This is a genomic window from Treponema saccharophilum DSM 2985 (genome assembly GCF_000255555.1).
Classification (GTDB): domain Bacteria; phylum Spirochaetota; class Spirochaetia; order Treponematales; family Treponemataceae; genus Treponema_D; species Treponema_D saccharophilum.
Genome location: NZ_AGRW01000047.1, coordinates 105,962 through 126,310 on the forward strand (window position 1 = coordinate 105,962; position 20,349 = coordinate 126,310).

Here is a 20,349-nt window from a genome sequence, read left to right on the forward strand (position 1 = left end):
TATTTGTGCTTCGGCTTCGCTCAGCAACCGTGCTTCGGCTACGCTCAGCAGCCGATTTTTCTTAATACACCTCTATCTCAACATCGCCGTCCGCACAATGCACCACTTTTGCGGGCAAATCTTCATCCTGCCAAAAATATTCTTTCGCGGCATTCCATTGCGCCTTCGTTCCTTTGAATGTGATGTCACGAAGCGACGAGCAGCCAGAGAACGATGTGAAATCGATTTCAGTCAGACCTGCAGGAAGCACAATCGATTCGAGGGCTGTGCAACGTCCGAACGCGTCGTGGATAACCGTCACGCTCTCAGGAATCTTAATCGACTTGAGGGCTGTGCAGTCTTTGAAAGCGTCTCGCCCGATTGTCGTCACGCCCTCAGGAATCTCAAACGACTCGATTCCCGTACACTCTCTGAACGCATCCTTTTCGATAGCCGTTATGTTAGGCGGAAACACGACCGACTTGAGATTTACACAATGAGAGAGCGCACCTTCATCGATTTTCGTCAGGCTCGAAGGAAGCTCAACCGACTTGATTCCCTTAACCCCATAGAACGCGCCGTACTCGATAAGCGTCACGCCCTCGGGAATGACAAGTTTCTCCGTCACGCCAGTGCTGACGCATTCTTCCACGCCATTGTCGTAAATGGCGAGCTTGTACGTGTCTGTTTTTATCACCTCATGATTCACCGCGATTGACGCTTCAGCGTCGGAGCATTTGACGGACTGAGCCGGCACGTTGTAATGCCATTTTCTCTCCTTTTCGATTTTCTCCCACTCAGCGACAGTTCCCGTGTATGTGATTTCAGAAAGCTTCTCGCAGTCTTGGAAAGCCTCCTTCTCGATTTTTTCCACGCCTTTTTCGATTACGAGAGTCTTTAACTTGTGGCATTCTTTGAATGAAGCATGTTCGATAATCTTCACGCTGCCCGGAATCCTCAAGGATTCAAATCTGCTATTGGTGCTGAATGCACCGGCTTCGATTTTTTCCACGCCGTTCGGAATCTCAAAGTCTTTAAGATACTCGCAACAATAGAACGCACTGTTGCCGATTACCTTCAAGCTCGGAGGAAACACAATCTTTGTGAGCGACTTACAGTCCGTGAACGCACTGTCACCGATTTCCTCCAAGCCATCGGGAAACACAACTTGTTCAAGATAATTGCAATAATGGAACGCATTATCTTCGATTTTTTTCACGCCCTCTGGAATGAAGAGATAGACCGGCTCCGTCTTTTTCTTCCACGACACACAGCCGTCTTTTGAAATCGAAATGAACTTCTTGCTTGAGTCCTCAAGACCTCTCTCAATCGCAAACTTCCTGATTGCAATGGAATCCGCACCCGTCGCAACAAAGTCGAGGAAAGCGGGAAGATTCGGCATCCACTTCGACACCTTGGAGTCCGCAAGCACAATCTCAAATCCGCCGTCCTCGGTCTGGATTTGAAGATAGACGTTCTTGTCGTCGCGAATGACCTCCGCGTTCGTCTTATGCTCGCTCATAATCGACTCAAGCACGCTACTTGCAGACACGTTCTGAACCTGTGCGATTTTCTCTTTCTTCGCCTCTTCCTTTCCCGCATTGAGCAAAAGGACGACTTTCTTCGTCTTTCCCGTCATGTCATAGAGCTTTTTCGTCTTCTCGTCGAACGTGAACAGCGGTGAATGCGACACGATTTTCTCGACGTTCTTCAAGTCATCGAACGCACCTTTTCTGATTTCCGTCAGCGTTGACGGAAGCTCGATTGACAGAACAGAGGCGCACTCCTTGAAGGCGTTTTCGCTGATTGCCGTCACGCCCTCGTCAAGTTTTATGCTCGTCGTGCTTTTGTCGAGGCATTTCACAGCAACGCCGTCTTCCACGAACACGAGCGGCTTCTGCCATTCGCCGTCGCTGCACTTCACGCTCGTTGCGGGAGCGTATTGCAAGAGATTTTCCAGCCCTTTCACCTTCTTCCATTGCTCAATCGTTCCCTCAAACACAATTTTCGAAAGAGAGGGACATCTTAAAAACGCTTCGGTCTGAATTTCAGACAGGCTCGAAGGAAGCTGCACAAACTTTAGCAAAGGATTTTTTTCAAATGCGTTATATTTGATTATCTGTGTGCCTTTGTGGATTATCACAGATTCAAGTTCGCTAAAGCCCTGAAACTCCCTGCCGATTTCCTTTACTCCTTCAGGAATCTCAATGGACTTCAGATGAAAGCAGAACAAGAACGCAGAAAAATCGATTTCCGTCACGCCAGAAGGAATGACGACATTTTCTATATTATCGTCACGGCACTTTTTTAGAACTCCGTTTCTGATATAGAAAACTCCATCATCTTTGATGTCGTCAACCATATCCATGAACTCTTTGTAAGTGATGACGCGAGTTCCGTTCTTCTTGGCTTTCTCAAGCTTCGAGCTTCCTGAGTTCGGGTCGTCGCACACGAGGATATCCAAATCCTTTGTCACGCTCTTCCTGACCTCGAACTTCTTCGACGCTTTCTCGGTCAGCTCCGCACGAGTCATCTCATAATACTCGCCCGTAAAACATACGCTTTCCATAAATCTCTTTCTCCTGTTATATATTTGTCATTCCGAACAAGTTTTCGGAATCTATGTATGATAACCGCAGATGCTGAAAGTATTTTTCTTGCGAAAAATACAGTTCAGCATGACAGTCTTTCCCTTATAGCTCAAAGTCTCCGTCCGCACAGTGAACCACTTTTGCGGGGACGCTGAGATTCCACGCATTTCCTTTTTTTACGGTCTTCCACTCCGAAACCGTTCCGCCGAACGTGATTTGTGTAAGCGACTTTGCCCATATAAATGCCTCTTCATCGATTTCTTTCACGGATTCGGGAATGAAAACGCTCTGTAGTTTTTCGCTGTAAAAGAAAGCTTTTTTTCCGATTTTTCTGACGTCGTCGGGGATTTTAAGGTTTTCCTTGTGCACAGTCTCATAAAGCAGTTCATCGTTCCCCAAAGCAAAGCCGTCTTTTATCGTGAACTCAACGTCGAGGCTTATTGAATAGCCGAGGTTCTCAATGTTCGTGCCAGAAAACGCAAGCGCTCCGATTTTCTTTATCGATTTCGGGATATAAATCTCCGAAAGGTTCTCGCAGTCCAAAAACGCTCCCCTGCCAAGCTCCAGAAGGCTTTCGGGCAAACGAACTGACGTAAGACCGTTGCACATTCTGAACGCGTCCCTTTCAATGACTTCCAGAGTTTCGGGAAATGTTATTGATTTTATATGACGGCTGTGCCAGAACGCGTTGTCTTCGATTTTTTTTAGCCCGTCCGTCAAAATCAGGTTCTTGAACTCTTTGCTGCGACCAATGGCGAAACTGCATGAGCCGACTGTGTTTATGCCATAAACAGAAAACGTGTTTTTCACGTTCGTCGAGCAGCCTTTGTATCTGCCGCTTGAGAACAGATTGGCGTTTCCGTCTGCGCCCGCGTTTATTGTTGCCCGCTCGTAAGATTCCGACGTTGACATATCGGCAAGCGAGATTTTGTTCGCTTTGAGCTCGGCATAAATCTCCGCTCCGTCTTTTTCTTGGTCAGAAAGTATCTCGATGATTTTTCTGATTTTCTCAATCCATTTTGCGCTGTTTTGAGAGAACCTGAACGAGCCTGCGTTCTTGCCAATCTGAAAGAAGACGCTCAAGCCTGTTTTTCTGTTCGTGAGGATTTGGTATTTTTCTCCCGCAGCTTCCGAAAGCAGCGAGGACAAAACAGCGTCAATGCTTGCGCCTTGCACTTGCTTTATCTTTTTGCTCTTTGCATCGTCGTGCGAAAGCTCTTTGACGTGCGCTTTCAAGATTGAGCTTCGCTTTATCAGCTTGTACGTCAGGCTTTCGCTCCTGCACTTAATTTCGTATTGCGTTTTCAAGGCGAAAAACCAAGACGAATCGAGGCACTCCACGTTGTCGCCGAGGCTCACCGTCATCAGCGAAGTGCAGTTTTTAAACGCGCTTTTCTTTATGTCAAGCATACTGTCAGGAATAGAAACCTCTTCCAGTGCCGAGCAGTCCTTGAACGCCTGCATAACGACATACTTCACGCCCTCAGGGATAAGCGCACTCTTTATGCCCTTGTCAGAGACACCTTCCACAGTTTCCATATCATCTGAATAAATGATTCCGTCAACTGTCTTTCCCATTTTTGCTTCTCCTTTATATATTTGTGCTTCGACTTCGCTCAGCAACCGCAGATGCTGAAAGTATTTTTCTTGCGAAAAATAAAGTTCAGCATCACGGGGAAGCCTTGCCCAACTTCAAAGTTTAACGTTGCCGTCTGTGCAATAAACCACATCAATGGGCACGTTTTTGTGCCAGTCCGCACCTTTGTCAACGCTCTTCCATTGCTCAACGGTGCCGCCGAACGAAATGATTGATAGTGAAGTGCAGCCTTCAAACGCCTCGTTTCCGATTTCCGTTATGACTGGCATGAATGAAATGGATGTAAGATAGGCGCAGTCCTTAAAAGCTCCTCTTCCTATTTTGGTCACGTTGATTGGAGTCACCACGCTCACTGCGTCTTTTTTGCACGAAGTTATGACTCCGTTTTTGATTGTTACATTGTCAAGCCCATATATTTTCACGCTTTTTAACTTTGTGCCTTTGCACCAGTCCTCTCCTATTTTGATATTGTTCCACAGTTTTTCACTTCCGTAGTACCAGATCAAAGAAAACTTTTCACACCCAAAGAACGCCCTCGCTCCGATTTCCTTCAAGCCCACAGGGAAATCCACGAACTTGAGGCACTTGCAGCCCTCGAAGGCACTCTCTCCGATTTTCGTCAACGTCGAAGGCATAACGACATTTTCCAATTCGCAATTCTGGAACGCCCTCGCTCCGATTTCCGTAATTCCTTCAGGAATCTCAATGTATTCAATCGACTTTAGCCCGGAAAACGCCTTTTCGCCGATTTTGCTCACGCCGTAGCCAAGAGAAATTCCGTTTATGTTCTTTCCACGGCGCTTCACCACCATATAGGCAGGCAGCTCACATTCACCGTCAAAGCATTTGACGCTCTTCAAAGGTGAACAAACAGTCAGTTTTTCATTCTTGTCCGTCAACGCTTTCCACTGAGCAACTGTTCCGCCGAAGGAAATGGACATCAAAGAGCGGCAGCCGTCGAACACTCTTTTTCCGATTTTTTCCACGGTTTTGGGAATCTCTATCGAAACAAGATTTGTGCAAAGATTGAAGGCATAATCCCCGATTTCACTCACACTCGGAGAAATTACGACGGATTCCAGCGTCTTGCTCTTCTCGAACGCTCTTCTTCGGATTTTCGTCGCACCCCCGCCAATGAAAAGAAGAACAGGATTCGTGTTTTTTCTGATTTTCACGACTCCGTTTCTGACATACAAAAACTTTCGGCTCGCGTCCTCAAAGCCGTTTTCAATCGCGTATTTTCTTAAAGACGCGACGTCTGTGCAGGACTCGGCAAAATCGAGTAATAAAGGAAGCGTCTTAGCCCATTTTTCCAACTTGGAATCAGAGAGCAGGATTTCGATGCCGCATTTTCCGATGTTCATGCGAAGATATGAGTCCTTTCCGTTTCGTACTATAGACACTATGGACACGCTGGATGCGTTTTCCTTGTGTTCAGCCACAATCGCGTCAAGGAGCGCGCTTGCAGAAAACTTTTGCACTTTTTCGATTTTCTCTTTCTTCGCCTCTTCCTTTGCCGCCATCAGCGTGAGTATCGCTTTTTTTCTTTTTCCTGTCGCGTCATAGAGCCTTTTCTTTTTCGCGTCGAACGGGAACAGAGGGGAAGCCGAACTTATGCTTTCCACAACATTGCAGCCATCGAACGCATGTTCGCCGATTTTTGTGAGCGTGGACGGAAGTGAAATCGATTTTAGTGCCGAGCAGTGCCAGAACGCATACTCTCCGATTTCCGTAACGCCATCGCAAATCACCAGCGACGAAAGCGATTTGCAATTTTCGAACGCCCCATAGCAGATTTCAGCAACACTCTTAGGAATTGTTACCGAAGAAAGCGACAGGCAGCCCGCGAACGAAAACCAGCCGATTTTCGTCACACCTTCTGGTATCTCTACCGAAGAAAGCGATGTGCAACCACCGAACGACTTATCGTCGATTTTTGTGAGCGTGGACGGAAGTGAAATCGATTTCAGTGCCGAGCAGTGCCGGAACGCATACTCTCCGATTTCCGTAACGTCGTCGGGGACAACCACGCTCTCCGCGTCTTTTTTGCATTCCGTTACAACGCCGTTTTCGATTGTCAAAACATCTTCTTCGCTAGCCATTTTTGATAAACCCTCATCTTTTATTGTCATTCCGAACAAGTTTTCAGAATCTATGCTTCGACTACGCTCAGCAACCGTAATTACTCAAGCAATGTTGGAAATTCTCCATCCCATCTAGGAAATTCTTCGTCCGACTTGGGATGGAGTTCGTCCTACTTGGGATGAAGTTCGTCCAACTTGGGATGGAGTTCGTCCTACTTGGGATGAAGTTCGTCCAACTTGGGATGGAGTCCGTCCGACTTGGGATGAAGTCCGTCCGACTTGGGATGAAGTCCGTCCGACTTGGGATGAAGTCCGTCCGACTTGGGATGAAGTCCGTCCGACTTGGGATGAAGTTCGTCCAACTTGGGATGGCTTTCGTCCGACTTTGTTCAGCAGCAGTCCCACGTGTAGAACACCTTGCTAAAATCCAAGTTCCTCAAGTCCTCGCGCTTGATAAAGAAGTTCGCAACTCCCGAATCTCCCCACATAATGCCCTCGTCTGTATCAATCTGGAGCAGAAGAACGTTGTGGTCTTTGAGCTCATCGCTTCTGTCGCGGGCGTCGCCTTGGCAGAACATCGGGTATCCTCCGACTTTGTGCCCGCCTTCGTTGCATTCGTTCCAATACTCTTCATAGACCTTTTTATCAAAGATTTCGTCCACACTTGTGTTCTCCTCAGGCTCTTTGAGTCCCAAATCCTTGATGACCTCACGCACAAGGCGCTCGAAACGCTCCTCGCAGCACGGATTGATATAATCTGTGTCCTCGTCGATATCCAGCTCGAACGTGTCGCAGAAAGGCAGATACACGCCGTCTGTGTCGCGGAAATCCTCTGCGGTCTTCACGCCCATCGCTTTGAGTTTTTCCACGTTCAACGCATTGCCGATTTTTTTGTGATACACAACGCGCCAGTTTTTCTGCGAAAGCGGATTATTGTAATCAAAGCCAGACTCATCATCATAAGGGGAGATGAAAAACTGCAAAATGCCCGTTGTCGGAAAGTCAGGCAAGTTTCCAAGATACATTCGCTCAAAGTTCAGCTGAGCAAGCAGAATCATCTTTCTGCCGTTTTCGTCAGTCGGGAACTCCTTGCCTTTTTTCCAGTACGGATACCCGCCGAACTTGCTGAACGTCGTGAACACAATAGACTCCTCTTCGGCACTTTCGCATTTTTCAGCCGTAAGATTAAGCACACTCGTTTTGCTCCGCTTCTTCACTTCGTCAAGAACCATCTTCGATGTCTTTTTGCTGTATGGGACTTTCTCTGTTTTGAGTTGCTGAATGTTTTGAAGGACGCTTTTGACTTTTTCTGCAACGAGGTCTTTTATCGTCTTTTGTGAAAGTTCGTCGTAGCCCGCGTCGTCGATGTTGCGGAACGGCTCTGCGGTTGCGATGATGAACTTCATTTCTTCAAGCGAAAGCCCTTTCTTAAAGATTATGCAAGTGCCAATCTTGATGTTCTCATTATAGCGGACGCTTCCTTTTTCCCATTTCATCAGCGAGAAGCGCGCTCGGTTGAAATCGACATCGCCGATTATGTTTTTGTCTTTGTCCAAGAACACGATTCGGCAGAATGCAAGCTTTCGAGCCTCTTTTGGACACATTTCGACAGCAAAAGGCTTGTCCTCTTCGATGTGAAACACACCGCACCTTGCTTTTTCCTTTCCGAGTTCGGTAAGCTCCATCTCTTGGATAATGTCATTTGCGTCGATTTTGCTTGCTTCGTCCTCATCGCTTTGGGAAAACTCTTTTTTGGGAACATCGAGCACTCTCGATTGAGTGATTGGCTTTTGCTCTGTATCGTCGTCGTCTTTGTGGAAGAGGCTTTTGATTTTCTCCCGCGCAATATCGCTGATTGTTTTTTTGCTCATTGCGTCAAAGCCCGCGTCATCGATTTTTCGGTAATTGTAAGCCGATGTGAGCAGACTGTGGATTTCTTCAAGCGAAAGACCTTTCTTGAAAATGATATATGTGTTCTTATCGATGACCTCAAAGAAGCGGACTGTGTGGTTGAAGTTACAAAGCCACGTAAGCGAGAATCTTGCTCTGTCAAACTCGACATCATCGATAATGTTTTTGTTTTTGTCAAAGAAGAGGATTCGGCAGAACGCAAGGTTTCTCACCTCTTTTGGAAGCATCTCGACAGCGAAAGGCTCGTCCTCAACGATGTAAAACACACCGCAAGGCGCTTTTCGCTTTCCGACTTGGATAATATGCGGCTCTTTGATAATGCTTTTTGGAAGGAGATTGAGATACGCTTTGTTCTCCTCGTCGCTCGGCGTGCCAAAAATTTTGTCATTGTTTTCCCAATACAGCTCTTCCTTGCTCAGTCGCTTTCCCGTTTCGGTGAAATTGTCCCAGTCTTTTACGTGTGCGTTTACATCTTCAGGAAGCTCCGTGCCAGCGTTTCGGCAAATGCGGAAGCCAAAGTCGTAATCGCCAAGCATCGGCTCAGCCCACTTTTCGCTCAGAAGCTCCTCTTTGGTGCTTCTCCACGAACCGCCGAGCAAAAGCCGCTCTCCGTTTTCGTTCTCCTCGCTCCAGACCCATTCCCAGACAAGCCCGTACATATCATAAAGCCCGAATTTGTTTTCATTTTTATCCGCAACTTGAAGGTAAAGGTATTTAGCGTTTTTCCTGTAAACAACCAAATCATCAAGCCAGTCCTGACTTTTCGGGAGCTTGCCTGCGCAGAAAAGCCATTCCTCTTTTGTGGGAAGTCGCCAGCCGTTAGCGTCTTTGTCAAAAACGATTTCGGGATTTTTTTGAGCAGGATTTTGAGAAAAAAGCTGCCATTTCTTTGGATTTGTTTCACCGTCAACAGAATAGCACGGCTCCAGATTGCACGTGATACTGAGCGCATTGCAATAAATAATCGCATTGTAAAAGTTCACCGAATCAAGCACATTGTCCTCTCCAGCGAGCGAAAGACGACTTAGTTTCTGATACTCAAAATCCATTGCACAGTTGCTTTGCTCCTGATTTATCGGAGTTTTGAGCATTTCCACACTTCCCGACGGAGGCTCGATTCTGACTGTCGTAAAGTGCGCATAAGCGTCTTCGATTGTGCCCGTTATGCACGTGTCGGTTTCCTCAAAGTCCTCGTCGCTGTAAAAATCCTCATCATCATCTTCCTCGTATTCCTCGTCGTTGCAGTCCGTATAGTGATAAGTGTCTTTCAGAAGATTTTCGTGCCGCTCATTGCTCCAGTGGTAAGATAAATCAAGCGCGTCCATCTCAAGATATGTTAACTCTTGAAGCCTCTTTATCTCTTGGTCAATAAAAAACGGCAGATACTCAAAGTCGCTCAAGAATGCTCTCGTCCTTTCTTCAAGGCTCTCCTCGCCGTGACCTTTGTAAAGGCTGTCAGCACACTCAAGATGAATGTATTTCTGCTTGTTGTGGCTGTCTTCCAAGAACGAAAGCAGCTTGTTCACTTTCGTCATGAACACCACAAGTTCGCCTTCGTAGTTTTTTGAGTACTCTTTTAATCGCAAAGAGGCTTTGTCAAAAAAGCGTTTCAGCTCTTCCAGACCTTTTTCGTAATCCGCCGTGATTGCAATCTTGCCCTCTTTTTCAAATCGCTCATTAATAATCGTTTCCGTTAATTTGGGATTTTGGCTCACGAGGATTTTGAAAATGAGCGGAACAGCCGAATAAAAGCTCGAAAGCGTGATGACATTCACGTTCTCTTCGCTTGGGAGCGCGCTCAGCGAATAAAGATAAAGCTGACCTTCCTCTGTTCCGTAGTGAACTCTGTTCGCAGGAGGCTCTTGCGGGGCTGGCATACAGAAAAGCTCGTTCGTCCACGGAGTCTCGCCAAGCGTTTCCAAGCCGCTCGTTGCTCCCAACTTAACCGCAGCAACAGCGTGGTCGATGAGCGAATCGATATGCGAAATCTCTTCAAGAAATCTCTCGTTCATCGCCTTGAGAAAATCCATCTCATCGGCGTACTCCTCAAAATCATCAGCCATCTCGAAGATTTCACCGCACTCAATGTGAATGTATTTTTGTGCGTTTTGCTCATCTTTCAAAAAGTCGATGATTTTAAAAATCTTGCTGCTTTCCTCTTCGCAATCTTCGTCGCCAAGCTTTTGCGCAAACGCTTCAAGAGCACGAACACCGCCCTCGTAATCTGCCGTAATCGCGATATTCTCTTCGCTTTCAAAGATAATCGATTTTGTTGCTTGGGGATTCGCGCTCACGAGGATTCTGTAAATGAGCGGGATTTCATATTCACACTCCGAAAGCCCTATTGCTTTCATTCCGCTTTCGCCGGGAAGTGTGTTCAGCGAGTAAAGATAGCATCTGTTAGACATTTTTCTGTTTCTCCTTTAGTCCATTTTCAGAAAATATATAGGAGTTTTTATTTTTTGCCAAAATTTCACAAAATTGTAAAATTCGTTTGACCAGATGCTCAAAACAATCTCCTCGATTTCGGAAGGCGTTTCATCGCTGTCGTTCCAGCAAAACACACTTTTTTCGTTGGCGCTCGACAATATGCAAAAACGATGAATATTTCAAACACAAAGAAAATGAAGTCTTAAAACCATTTAATAAAATGCTTATTATGCTATGCTTCGATTATGAGAAAGTTTTTTAGAGTAACAACTATTTTGCTTTTGGCGCTTTTCCTTGCAAGTTGCAAACAAAAAACTCAAAACACATCGCCAATCGCTGACTGCGTGGTGTTCCCAAATTTCCCAGCTCCTGTTTATTCAGACGCAGAGGAAACGGAGCAAATTGCTTCAAAAGTGCCTGTTTACACAAAACTCACAATTATCGAGCAGTCGGGCGAACATCTGAAAGTCAAGTTCAAAGACGAAGACAACGCAGAAAAAACTGGCTGGATTCCGCTGTCATTCGTAACGCTGAACACTGAAATCTTTGACAAAACCGTGAACCTTGCTCTTGACGGCGACGAAAACGCAAAGATTTTGTTCAAGTACGAATTTGAACACTTTTCAAACGAAGAGGCTGTTAAACGACTTCCTCCGCTTCTTGAGCGCTTCGGCGACAAATTGCAAACTGCGGATTTGGACGATGACATTGTCTCTTTGGTTTTGCCAAAATTCCAAGATGTTGCTGGCTTGACTCCAAACACGACGAATCCTCTTCATCTTTTGATTCCTTTTGCAAACGAGCTGATTTTGAGTTGGTTCGACCAAGGCGATATGAGAGCCTACGACAGCGAAGGGCGTTCGTGCCTTATGCTTGCCGTAAAAGCCGAGAACATTGAAGCTGTAAAGTATTTTTATGAAAAGATGAAGTATTATGACACTTTTCTTGATCTGAAACAAAATGATAACGAAGGCCGCTCAATCATCGATTACATCGACAATTGCCAGAACGACGCAATCAAGGAAATGCTTGTTCTTTGTCGTTATGACGTTCCGACGCTGGCTGCTCAGTGTGAGGAATATCTTGGGCAGACTCAAGAGGAACGCGAGCGCGAGGCAGAAGTCTTGACTGATATGGCAGAAGACAAGTCGACGATTTTGCTCACGCAGAGAGAATTTGGTCAATCAGAAAAAGCGATTGTTGTGCGCCAGAGCGAGATGTTCCTGCCAGACGGCACAAAGGCTCTTCTTAATCCTGCTGACGAAGTGGAAATTATGGAATTGCTTAGCGACAGATATGGCAAACAGCCATACAACAGCCTTTTTGAGTACGATGAGTACAAGAGCGAAAGCACAGAAAAATATTATACTCGCTACAATTATTATCTTGTTCGCTTTAAAGACAAAGTCGGCATTGTTGGCGGTTCTGCTTTGTGTCACGGCGAGCTTCCTATGGGAGCGCATTGGGGAAATAGTGCAAAAACGGATACAATCAAGCTGTTTGTCAATTACAAATACATAAATTATATTTACACAAATGAGAGCGAATATTTTGCGGATTTGTATGAGTACGATTTCAAAAAAGAGAAAATGCGAAAACTCGATACAGGCTTTGTCGAAAACGAAATGCATTTTGAAAGCGAGCCAATTTCGTTGGGCAATAATCGCTACTGGCTCTCTATGACTCAGTTTGAGCAATTTTACCTAAAAGGAACCGAATCTTATCTTTGCGTCTTTGAGTATTATCCATTTTCTTGGGACGATGACTACTCGATTTATGCTATTTACGCAGTTCGCGATAACGGCACGGCGTTTTCTCTTGGCAGATTCGGCGGTTCACAGGAAGAATGTGCTGAGATGAACAACTCGTACCGTTTGGAAATGTCTGAAACAACAGGAGAGCCAGAGTTTCTTGAGGTTTTCAACTACGGCTATTGGAGTCGGAATTTGGAAACAGGGGAAAAAGAAAACCCGTTCACGATTACTCAAAAATACAGATTCGACGCAGACGCCTTGCGCTTTGAAGAAGACGGAGATGCCGAATTTGTAGATTATCTTCCTGAGTTCTAAAGATATTCTGTCACCCCGAACTTGTTTCGGGGTCTGTGCTTCAACTCCCTTCGACTACGCTCAGGGAACAGCGGATGCTGAAACGAGTTCAGCATGACGCGCGGGTTGTCATTCCGAATTTATTTCGGAATCTGCAACCGCAGATGCTGAAACGAGTTCAGCATGACAGAATGAATGTCATTCCGAAGCCAAGTTGTCATTCCGAACTTGATTTGGAATCTGTGCTTCGGTTTTGCTCAGCAAATGCGGATGCCCAACTTTGTGGAAGGCTCGCCCGACTTTCTTTGAGGAAGATTATTGGATTTTTTTGATTGTCATAACGTCGTATTCTTTCAAAAAGTCTTGGAGCCATTTGATGAAATCTTTGTCGACGATGATTGTAGAGGTCGCCATAACTGCGTTGTCTTCCCCGCGCAAAAAGCAGACCGCCACAGGATACGCATCAGGGAACTCGTAGAGGAAAATGCAATCTTGTGAAAGCTCCTTGCTGACAAAAGCCTTTGTGCAGGTCAAAAGGCTTGCAGCCGCAAGCGGTGTAGCTCCAGCGGTCTTTGCATTCCATATCGACGGAATCGATGAAAGAAATCTCTTCGCAACTTCTTCTTTTAGCTCGCTCGAAAACTGCATATCCGCCGAATCGAACTCCATAGTCATCAAGCCGAACAAAAAGGAAAAATCCCCGCTCAAGCGATAAACTGCGCTCTGCTTGGAAACGTCCTGCGAGGCGATTTCCTGAATTATGTTGTTCAGCTCATCGCTTCCTGAATACAGATTGATGAGTTTCTTGTTTTCCGCTTTCTCTTTCATCAGCGAGATGAGCGAAAGCCCTTGCTCTACGAGCGTCTTCGGCTTTGCCGCCTTCGCTCCTTTTTTCTCTTTGCCTGCTGCAAACGTCATTGCACAAAGCAAACCAACGGTCAAAAACAAAATTGTTTTCTTACTCATAATTTCTCCCTCCTATTCCAAATACGCGCCGAAGACCCAGGCGGCAGTCGCCTCGGCGGGAAGCCAATCCTTGATGACATAGCCTTCCACTGACTTGTCATCGTTGACAGGCTCCACTTTTACCCAATTTGCGCTCAGTCCGTCGATTGTTTCTCTGTCGCCAACTTTGACAATTTTTAGAAGTGTCCCAGGCCTTAAAAGATGGAGTGTCCTCGAAGAAATGTCAGGGGACTGTCGCATTTTAAGGCGGCAGATAGGATTTACATACTGTCCCACTTTCAGACTCTGGCTTTTTCCCTGCGGCTCGCACAGTGCTTCATCTTCACTGAAAAACGCATAAGGAGAACTGTCTGTTTGCCGAAACGCTTCCTGCCTGTTCGTTTCAACTTTGCCCGTTTCGTCAGTCTGATACTCATAGGTTACCACGCCGTTTTTTGTAAAGTAATGATACGCCATTCCGTCAAAGCCCGCGTCTACGCTCAAGTAGCCATATTCGCAAATCTTTTTTAGCTGCGCGAATGTATCAAGCGAATAAAGCTCCGTATAATGTGCACCGCCGCCCATTCCGCCTCTAAACCATTCTTTTTGGATAATCGGCACGGGTTTATTCATATTGAGGGGATAAAGGAGTTTGTATCTACTTGCTTTTCCATTGAGGTTCACTCTGTATTTCTTGCCTTTTGGGTCTGTGTACTCGGCAAACTTCACGCCAAAGCCGCCACGAAGATATTTGCCCTCATATGTCAGCTCGTAGCTGAAATATTTTTCAAGCTGCTCACTCGTGGAAAGTTTTTCTTCCGACCATTTATAAAAGTCGTTGACATCATCAAGCGAAAGATTTTCCAGAACCTGCTGATAGACGAGCGTGTGGAATCCTCCCTTGCCGTCGCTTGCCTTTGAAACGCAATTTGCGCCCGTAAAGTCGATTCCGCGGATATACTCGTTATCGTCAATCCTGTAAATCGGAAAGAGAGTGCCGTCCTCGATTCCCCAGCTCGACACTCCTTTTACCTTGAACGTTGTGCCGGCCTTCACAAAGCGAAGCCAACCGTAGGCCGCTGGTCCAGCAGGGGCAAAATACATAAAGCAGTCGCGCACGGCAACGACTTCGTTCTCTGTTTCATACTCCCAATATTTGCAGGCATAGTTCGGAAGCGCCCGCGAAAACTCAGTGTTCGGCTTTTGCCATTCCGCGCCGTCAAGCTCAAAGTATGCGCTAGGATTTTTCATATAGTTAATGGCAGGATTTTTTGGAAAATAGTTGCTGAAAAGGTAATCCTCGTTTTCAACGCTGAGCTTTTTTAGATAAGAGATTATTTCTTTTTCGCTCATCGGGCATTCTTTCTGCAAATATCCGCCGAAAACCCAGCCGTAGTTTCTGAAATTATCTTCCTCAAATCCGTCGTAATCGATGAGGATTTTTGTCCATGGCGCTTTTATTCCGTCGATTGTCACGATTTCGCCTTCTTCCACCACGCCGATGTATTCGCCGTATTTTAGCGCACCTTTTAGCGCACCGATTTTTTCTGCGCTCAAGCTCGGCGATTTTCTGATGTTCAGCCCCTCTCGGGAATTGACGTACATTCCGCGATATTCTTTTGCAAACGCACAGAGCGCGCAAAACAAAGCAAGCAAGATAAAAATAATCTTCTTCATTTCCTTTTCCTTTTTGTTGTGTGCTTCGACTACGCTCAATTCACGCAGATGCTGAAACGAGTTCAGCATGACAGGATTTTTTCAATCAGTAGCAGTCCCAGTTGTAAAGCACGTTTGAAAAATCAAGGTTCTTCAAATCTGCCCGGCTGATAAAGAAGTTCGCAATTCCGCAATCTCCCCAAAGGATTTCCCAGTCCTTGCTTTTTCCGTCCTCGCCGTTGCCCATTTCGCTGTCCATCTGGAACAAAAGCACGTCGCCCACTCTGCGCACGTCGTTTTGCGTGAAGTTAGGAAAGCCGCCAATCTGGTGCTGTGCGTAATCTTCGCCCACACAGAACGCGTTGTAATCGTCCTCTTCAAACCAGTCGAGCGCGCCTCCGTCGAACACAGGGAAGCCAAGCTCTTGTGCGATAGCCTGCACCGTGTCGTCGAACTGGTCGTCGCAGTTGGGGTGAACAAACGTGAGTTGCTTTTCAAACGAAAGCGCATATTCTTTTTCAAACGGGAGATATTCATCTTCGTCTTTTTCGTCTGACGCAGTTTTTACGCCCATTGCACGCAAATCCGCCTCGCTCATTGCCATGATTGAAGAGATTGTCTTGTGATAGACGATGCGCCAGTTTTTTTGCTTTTCGTCCTTAAAATCTAATCCCCAAGTGTCGCCCGCCTGCACAAAAATCTGCAAAAGCCCCTTTTCAGGAAAATCAGGCAAATGCGGAACGTCTGCAAAGTTAATCTGCGCCAAAAGATAAAGCGGTTCTCCGTTTTCGCTCTTCGGGTACTCGTTTGTTCGCTCCCAATACGGAAGCCCGCCGAACTTGCTCGCGGTGAGAGGAAGCGGTGTGCCTTTTACGGCTGTCTTTATGCGAATCGTCTCCGCTCCGTCTGTGTCGTGAATGCGCTGCAAAATCCATTTCGCCTGTTCGTGCGTGTACTTTCCGACGTTGCCGTTTTCGCTTTCATCGTTTGATTTGACAGAAGAGTCTTGATTGTGCTGAAAATCGTTCATGCCGTCGCTTTTATAGTTCCACCAGCCTGCGTAATCTGGTGTTTCTTGCTCATCGCTTTCTTTTACAACTTCAAGATTTTTTGTCTTTGAAGTCCAATAATCATAAGGATTGCTGTCATTTGAAGATGCAGAGGATTTTCTGTCTTCTCTGTTTTTGCTGAAAATGAAGAACAAGAAGGCGACAAAATAGAAAACAACTCTGCTGTGCGTGAGCGCGAACAAAATTATTCCCACAATGACAATCAAAATCGGAAGCAGAATATCGCTCCACTTTATTTTGCTTTGTTTTTTTTCGGCACGCTCGCTCTTCTGTGTTTTGTATGATTGATAGAACTCCTCAGCCCTTCTCTCAAGAGCCTCTTTGTTGAAGTTTTCGTCATAACTTTCCGCTTCTTCTTCGTATTCTTCAGCCTCTTCTTTAGCTTTTCGCCAATCGTAGTAGACAGTTTCTGGCAAAACTGTTCCGCCGTTTCGGCAAATGCGGATTGAATATTGCGGGGTCGCAACTTCGGGCGAAGCAAAGGGCGCGGTCAAATCTTCCTTGTTCCAGTTGCTTGAAATAATCGCGCTGTGGCTTGGAATATCATCTCTCCATACCCACAACAGAAGACCAAGTTCTGCAATCGTGTCTTTTTGTATTCCGTCGGTTTTTGCCGCTCTCTTACATTCGTCGAGCGTGGGAAGTCTCCAGCCGTTCGCGTTCGGATTGAAGACAATGCGCTTATATTTTTCTTCATTTTCATAATCGCTGTTCACTTTCTCTGTGTACGAATTGTATTCGGAATACGGCGCAGATCCCCATTTTCGCGGGTTTGTCTCGCCGTCAATCGAATAGCACGGCTCAAGCGCGCAGGTGATGCTGAGCGCGTTGCAATACTGAATTGCCCAATAAAAGCTGAAGGAGTCAATCGGAAAGACTTCGTCGTCCTCATCGGTATCAATCTGAGTGCTTTCGCTAAAAACAAAATCCATCGCGGCATCGCTTTGCGCTCTTGTCAGCACGGTGCGCGCCATCTCAATGCCAGCGGGATTGTTTTCATCGCCTTCAACGTGCACGGTTTCAAAATACGTAGGTCTAACGCCGTGAACAAGCGTTCTTGTGATTCTTGGATTTTGCGGGGCAACAGGTTCAGTGATTTCTGCTGAGGCATTTTCTGTTTGGGCTTCTTTTAAAATCTGGAGCAAAAACTCTTTTTCGGGCGGATTCTGAAAGAACAGGCAGTCAAAACCATCAACTTTGTCCGTCGTTTCAAAATAGGCAAACTTCCGAATCAGCTCAATCGCGCGGTGATACTCGATTTCTCCGAGTTTTTCATCGTCCTTGCTCAAAACAAAAAGCCGATACTCGCGTTCCTCGAACATTTTTTCTGGCTCAAGCGGAAGCGCAACCTTTTCGCCTTCTTTTATGATGAGCGCAAAAAAGCCGCCGCCGTAGCCATACTGGTGGTATTCTGGTTCTGCCAAATATGATTCAATATCATCGGATTTTGCTTCATTGTGCGCTTGTTCTGGTTCGAGCTTTGCATTTGGCTTTGGCTCTTCATCTTCCTTGACGTTATCTTCTGAGTCAGGCATAAAATAGAGCGTGTTCGTCCAATATTTCGCTTCAATCTCACGCACATCAAAAGTGTCGCCGTCGTAGTGAATGCGCTTTAGAGCCTTTTTGATTTCTTCATCGATGTTTTTTATCTCTTCAACCAGTTCGGCGTTCTTTTTCTCAAGTTCGTCGTCGCTTTCGGCTTCCATTGCAAAGATTTCAGCGCACTCAAGATGAATGTAAAGCTGCCTGTTTTTGTAATCTTTCAAGAATTTTATAACGTTGTCGGCTTTCTCTTTGTATTCTTGTGGAAGTTTTGAAAAGAACTCTTCGAGCTTTCTGACTCCGCCGTCATAATCAGCCGTAATCGCGATTTTTCCTTGCCCAGAAAACAAAATGGACTCGGTAGCTTGCGGGGCAGAACTAACGAGAATGCGGTAAATCAGCGGGATATTGTATTCGCTTTCCGAAAGCCCTATTGCACGCGGCTTCAAGTAATTCGGAAAAACGTCCAATGAATAAAGATAACTCCTGTTTGCCATAACTCTCTCCTTTCTTTAATCATTAATCCAAAGTTCGTCATCTGCCTTGAAGTCGCTTGTCTTTGTAAACGATGTGAACTTGTGCGCCATTATCTTTTTTACAGCGCCTTTGCACGCATCAATCTTGTCCGACCATTCCCAGTATTCGATACCGTATTCTTTTTCCTGAAAATTAAACCTAACGTGGTTTTTCCAGTCTTCCGTGTCGTATTCTCCGCTCGATTCGCTTATCGAAATCGCGTCTTCACGGCTTTCTCCGCTTTTGACGTATTTTTCAATCACGCGCTCAACTTCAGCCTTGCTTGTAACGATGGCACGAAACTCAATCCAGTCTTCCCACTCGCCATTTTCGCCCTTGTTGTAATACGGGCACATCTCGAAAAACATTTTCTGAATGAGTTGACCTTTGTATTTCTTTTCGATTTCAGCAATGATAAAAGATGAAATCTTTTCGGAAAGTTCGTCTTTTGTCATGACTCGCTCCTTATTTTTTTATTCAGATACAAATCTCCGCTTCCAATAAGCCAAAGTTTTAAAATCCAAGTTCTTTTAGAAAATCACACGCAAGCGGAAAACCAAATCCATATATTTCAGCTGAAAGTATTAAAGGTAGTCCTTAAATTGAGCGTTCATCTTTTTGAAATGTTTTAGCCCAGCAAATGAAATCTTTTGCATACATTTTTTATTGGCATCTTTATTTTCCTGACACACAAAAACACACCGACTACCGCATCAGCAATCGGTGTGATAAACAGAGAATATTTTAATTCATTCTTTAGCTGCCAGCAAGCAAAACTACTGCTGAATTTCTTCAGAGCTTTCTTTCAGCTCCTGAGAGAGTTTGTCGGAACGATTTTTCCAGTATTCGGCTTTTTCTTGGCTGAAAATCGGTGAAAGAGGATTTTTTGAGGCATACAAATCAGAAAGCCAGCCCATGAGAAGTGCGATGATTGAATCAGGAACATCACATTTTTCTTTTTGATTTTCGTAGATGTCGATGGCTTTCAATGCAAGTTTTTCGGCTTTGACAAAATCTTCTGCCGTAAGATGAACTGAATCATCTTCACTTTCAGAATCATCTGAATCCTGATTGCGGTAAACCCAAATGTGGTTTACCAGAGCTGCCATTGCACGCACGCCGCCAAGTTCACTAGCTTTTTCAAAGTATGAGTTGGATTTTTCTTCGTTCGTGGCATCGTCAATTTCGATGAGGCTCTTTTTTGAATCATCGAAGGAATTAGACACGCCCGTGCAGTAGAGGAATCCAAGTCGTGTGAGCGCGTAAACATCTCCCTGACCAGCTTTTTCATCAACGAAAGAAAGGCTTTCTTCAAAATCAATGCCATGATCCATTTTGTAAACGGCAAGGTCAAGGAGAGCATCTTCATCGCCATTTTTTGCGTCTTCTGCCATGTCAAGGCAAGCATCAAGCTCTTCCTGCCAGTACGCCTTTTCTGCAAGAGCGTTTTTCATTGATTCGATGTAAGAATTCCATTCGTTTGTTGAAATTTCCATATTTGCCTCCAAATGCAATTAGGTTTTAGTTTTGATTATTTACACTGATAACATACTGTAGGAATTTTGAATCGTTAAATTTTTTTTATGATTTTTGAAAAAATCTGCCATTACGAGAATCTGGCTGTAAAAAAACATGATTAAGCCCCGCAATGACAGACGGTTTGGAGTGTTAAGAGTCCATTATTCATCGAAAGCACCTGATAATGTAAGCGCGCCGACAACGAGTATAACAATGCCGCCAACTTTTCCCACTCCGGGAATTGGTATAGCGGCAATTGCGGCCAGAAAATTGTTAATCGCCGGAGCATTTACCTCTAAGTCAAAAAGTTTATTCAGGAAAAATAATGTATAAAGCACAATGCAGCCAAAAACAAACAATTTAAGTATCATAACTAAAAGTCTTTTTATCATAATTACCCCTGTTAAAAATAGAAGATGAAAAATTTTATATAAAGTAATATAGACGCACAGAGGGCAATTC

General features: G+C 45.3%; 11 protein-coding genes. 1 reads left to right on the forward strand and 10 read right to left on the reverse strand.

The window, feature by feature from the left end; genetic code table 11:
- Positions 1–61: 61 nt before the first annotated feature.
- The 4 genes from TRESADRAFT_RS07835 to TRESADRAFT_RS15145 form a co-directional block, all read right to left on the reverse strand.
- Positions 62–2,548 (reverse strand): leucine-rich repeat protein, encoded by a 2,487-nt coding sequence (locus tag TRESADRAFT_RS07835; protein ID WP_002704529.1) that lies wholly within the window; start codon positions 2,546–2,548, stop codon positions 62–64.
- A gap of 124 nt (positions 2,549–2,672) precedes the next feature.
- A complete protein-coding gene (locus tag TRESADRAFT_RS07840; protein ID WP_002704530.1) occupies positions 2,673–4,148 on the reverse strand; it encodes a leucine-rich repeat domain-containing protein in 1,476 nt (491 codons plus the stop codon).
- Positions 4,149–4,262: 114 nt separating this feature from the next.
- Positions 4,263–6,269 (reverse strand): leucine-rich repeat domain-containing protein, encoded by a 2,007-nt coding sequence (locus tag TRESADRAFT_RS07845; protein WP_002704531.1) that lies wholly within the window; start codon positions 6,267–6,269, stop codon positions 4,263–4,265.
- A 371-nt stretch (positions 6,270–6,640) separates the two neighbouring features.
- Positions 6,641–10,570 carry a DUF7822 domain-containing protein gene (locus TRESADRAFT_RS15145; RefSeq protein WP_002704532.1) on the reverse strand — a complete coding sequence of 1,310 codons (3,930 nt, stop codon included), beginning with the start codon at positions 10,568–10,570 and terminating at the stop codon, positions 6,641–6,643.
- A gap of 267 nt (positions 10,571–10,837) precedes the next feature.
- Between TRESADRAFT_RS15145 and TRESADRAFT_RS07855 the strand changes: the two genes are divergently transcribed.
- The gene (locus TRESADRAFT_RS07855) at positions 10,838–12,661 is read left to right on the forward strand and encodes an ankyrin repeat domain-containing protein (protein ID WP_002704533.1); all 1,824 of its coding nucleotides are present in this window, start codon (positions 10,838–10,840) and stop codon (positions 12,659–12,661) included.
- Positions 12,662–12,955: 294 nt separating this feature from the next.
- On the opposite strand, the gene TRESADRAFT_RS07860 is transcribed toward TRESADRAFT_RS07855, so the two are convergent.
- The 6 genes from TRESADRAFT_RS07860 to TRESADRAFT_RS07885 form a co-directional block, all read right to left on the reverse strand.
- On the reverse strand, positions 12,956–13,606 hold the full coding sequence (locus TRESADRAFT_RS07860) for a hypothetical protein (RefSeq protein ID WP_002704534.1): 651 nt from the start codon (positions 13,604–13,606) through the stop codon (positions 12,956–12,958).
- A 12-nt stretch (positions 13,607–13,618) separates the two neighbouring features.
- Positions 13,619–15,331, reverse strand: coding sequence for an SH3 domain-containing protein (locus TRESADRAFT_RS07865; protein WP_040842606.1), 1,713 nt, complete (start codon positions 15,329–15,331; stop codon positions 13,619–13,621).
- A gap of 16 nt (positions 15,332–15,347) precedes the next feature.
- A complete protein-coding gene (locus TRESADRAFT_RS15150; RefSeq protein WP_002704536.1) occupies positions 15,348–18,350 on the reverse strand; it encodes a YwqG family protein in 3,003 nt (1,000 codons plus the stop codon).
- Positions 18,351–18,365: 15 nt separating this feature from the next.
- On the reverse strand, positions 18,366–18,824 hold the full coding sequence (locus tag TRESADRAFT_RS07875; RefSeq protein ID WP_002704538.1) for a hypothetical protein: 459 nt from the start codon (positions 18,822–18,824) through the stop codon (positions 18,366–18,368).
- Positions 18,825–19,145: 321 nt separating this feature from the next.
- Positions 19,146–19,865, reverse strand: a complete 720-nt coding sequence (locus TRESADRAFT_RS07880; RefSeq protein WP_002704540.1) for an SEL1-like repeat protein — start codon at positions 19,863–19,865, stop codon at positions 19,146–19,148.
- Between the two features lie 183 nt (positions 19,866–20,048).
- On the reverse strand, positions 20,049–20,279 hold the full coding sequence (locus TRESADRAFT_RS07885) for a hypothetical protein (protein ID WP_002704542.1): 231 nt from the start codon (positions 20,277–20,279) through the stop codon (positions 20,049–20,051).
- Positions 20,280–20,349: the final 70 nt, after the last annotated feature.

Excerpts from the sequence above, each read along its gene's own strand:
- TRESADRAFT_RS07845 (WP_002704531.1), bottom strand. The coding sequence starts at position 6,269 with ATGGCTAGCGAAGAAGATGTTTTGACAATCGAAAACGGCGTTGTAACG.
- TRESADRAFT_RS15145 (WP_002704532.1), bottom strand. The coding sequence starts at position 10,570 with ATGTCTAACAGATGCTATCTTTACTCGCTGAACACACTTCCCGGCGAA.
- TRESADRAFT_RS07875 (WP_002704538.1), bottom strand. The coding sequence starts at position 18,824 with ATGACAAAAGACGAACTTTCCGAAAAGATTTCATCTTTTATCATTGCT.
- TRESADRAFT_RS07865 (WP_040842606.1), bottom strand. The coding sequence starts at position 15,331 with ATGCTGAACTCGTTTCAGCATCTGCGTGAATTGAGCGTAGTCGAAGCA.
- TRESADRAFT_RS07855 (WP_002704533.1), top strand. The coding sequence starts at position 10,838 with ATGAGAAAGTTTTTTAGAGTAACAACTATTTTGCTTTTGGCGCTTTTC.
- TRESADRAFT_RS07880 (WP_002704540.1), bottom strand. The coding sequence starts at position 19,865 with ATGGAAATTTCAACAAACGAATGGAATTCTTACATCGAATCAATGAAA.
- TRESADRAFT_RS07885 (WP_002704542.1), bottom strand. The coding sequence starts at position 20,279 with ATGATAAAAAGACTTTTAGTTATGATACTTAAATTGTTTGTTTTTGGC.
- TRESADRAFT_RS07835 (WP_002704529.1), bottom strand. The coding sequence starts at position 2,548 with ATGGAAAGCGTATGTTTTACGGGCGAGTATTATGAGATGACTCGTGCG.
- TRESADRAFT_RS07840 (WP_002704530.1), bottom strand. The coding sequence starts at position 4,148 with ATGGGAAAGACAGTTGACGGAATCATTTATTCAGATGATATGGAAACT.
- TRESADRAFT_RS15150 (WP_002704536.1), bottom strand. The coding sequence starts at position 18,350 with ATGGCAAACAGGAGTTATCTTTATTCATTGGACGTTTTTCCGAATTAC.
- TRESADRAFT_RS07860 (WP_002704534.1), bottom strand. The coding sequence starts at position 13,606 with ATGAGTAAGAAAACAATTTTGTTTTTGACCGTTGGTTTGCTTTGTGCA.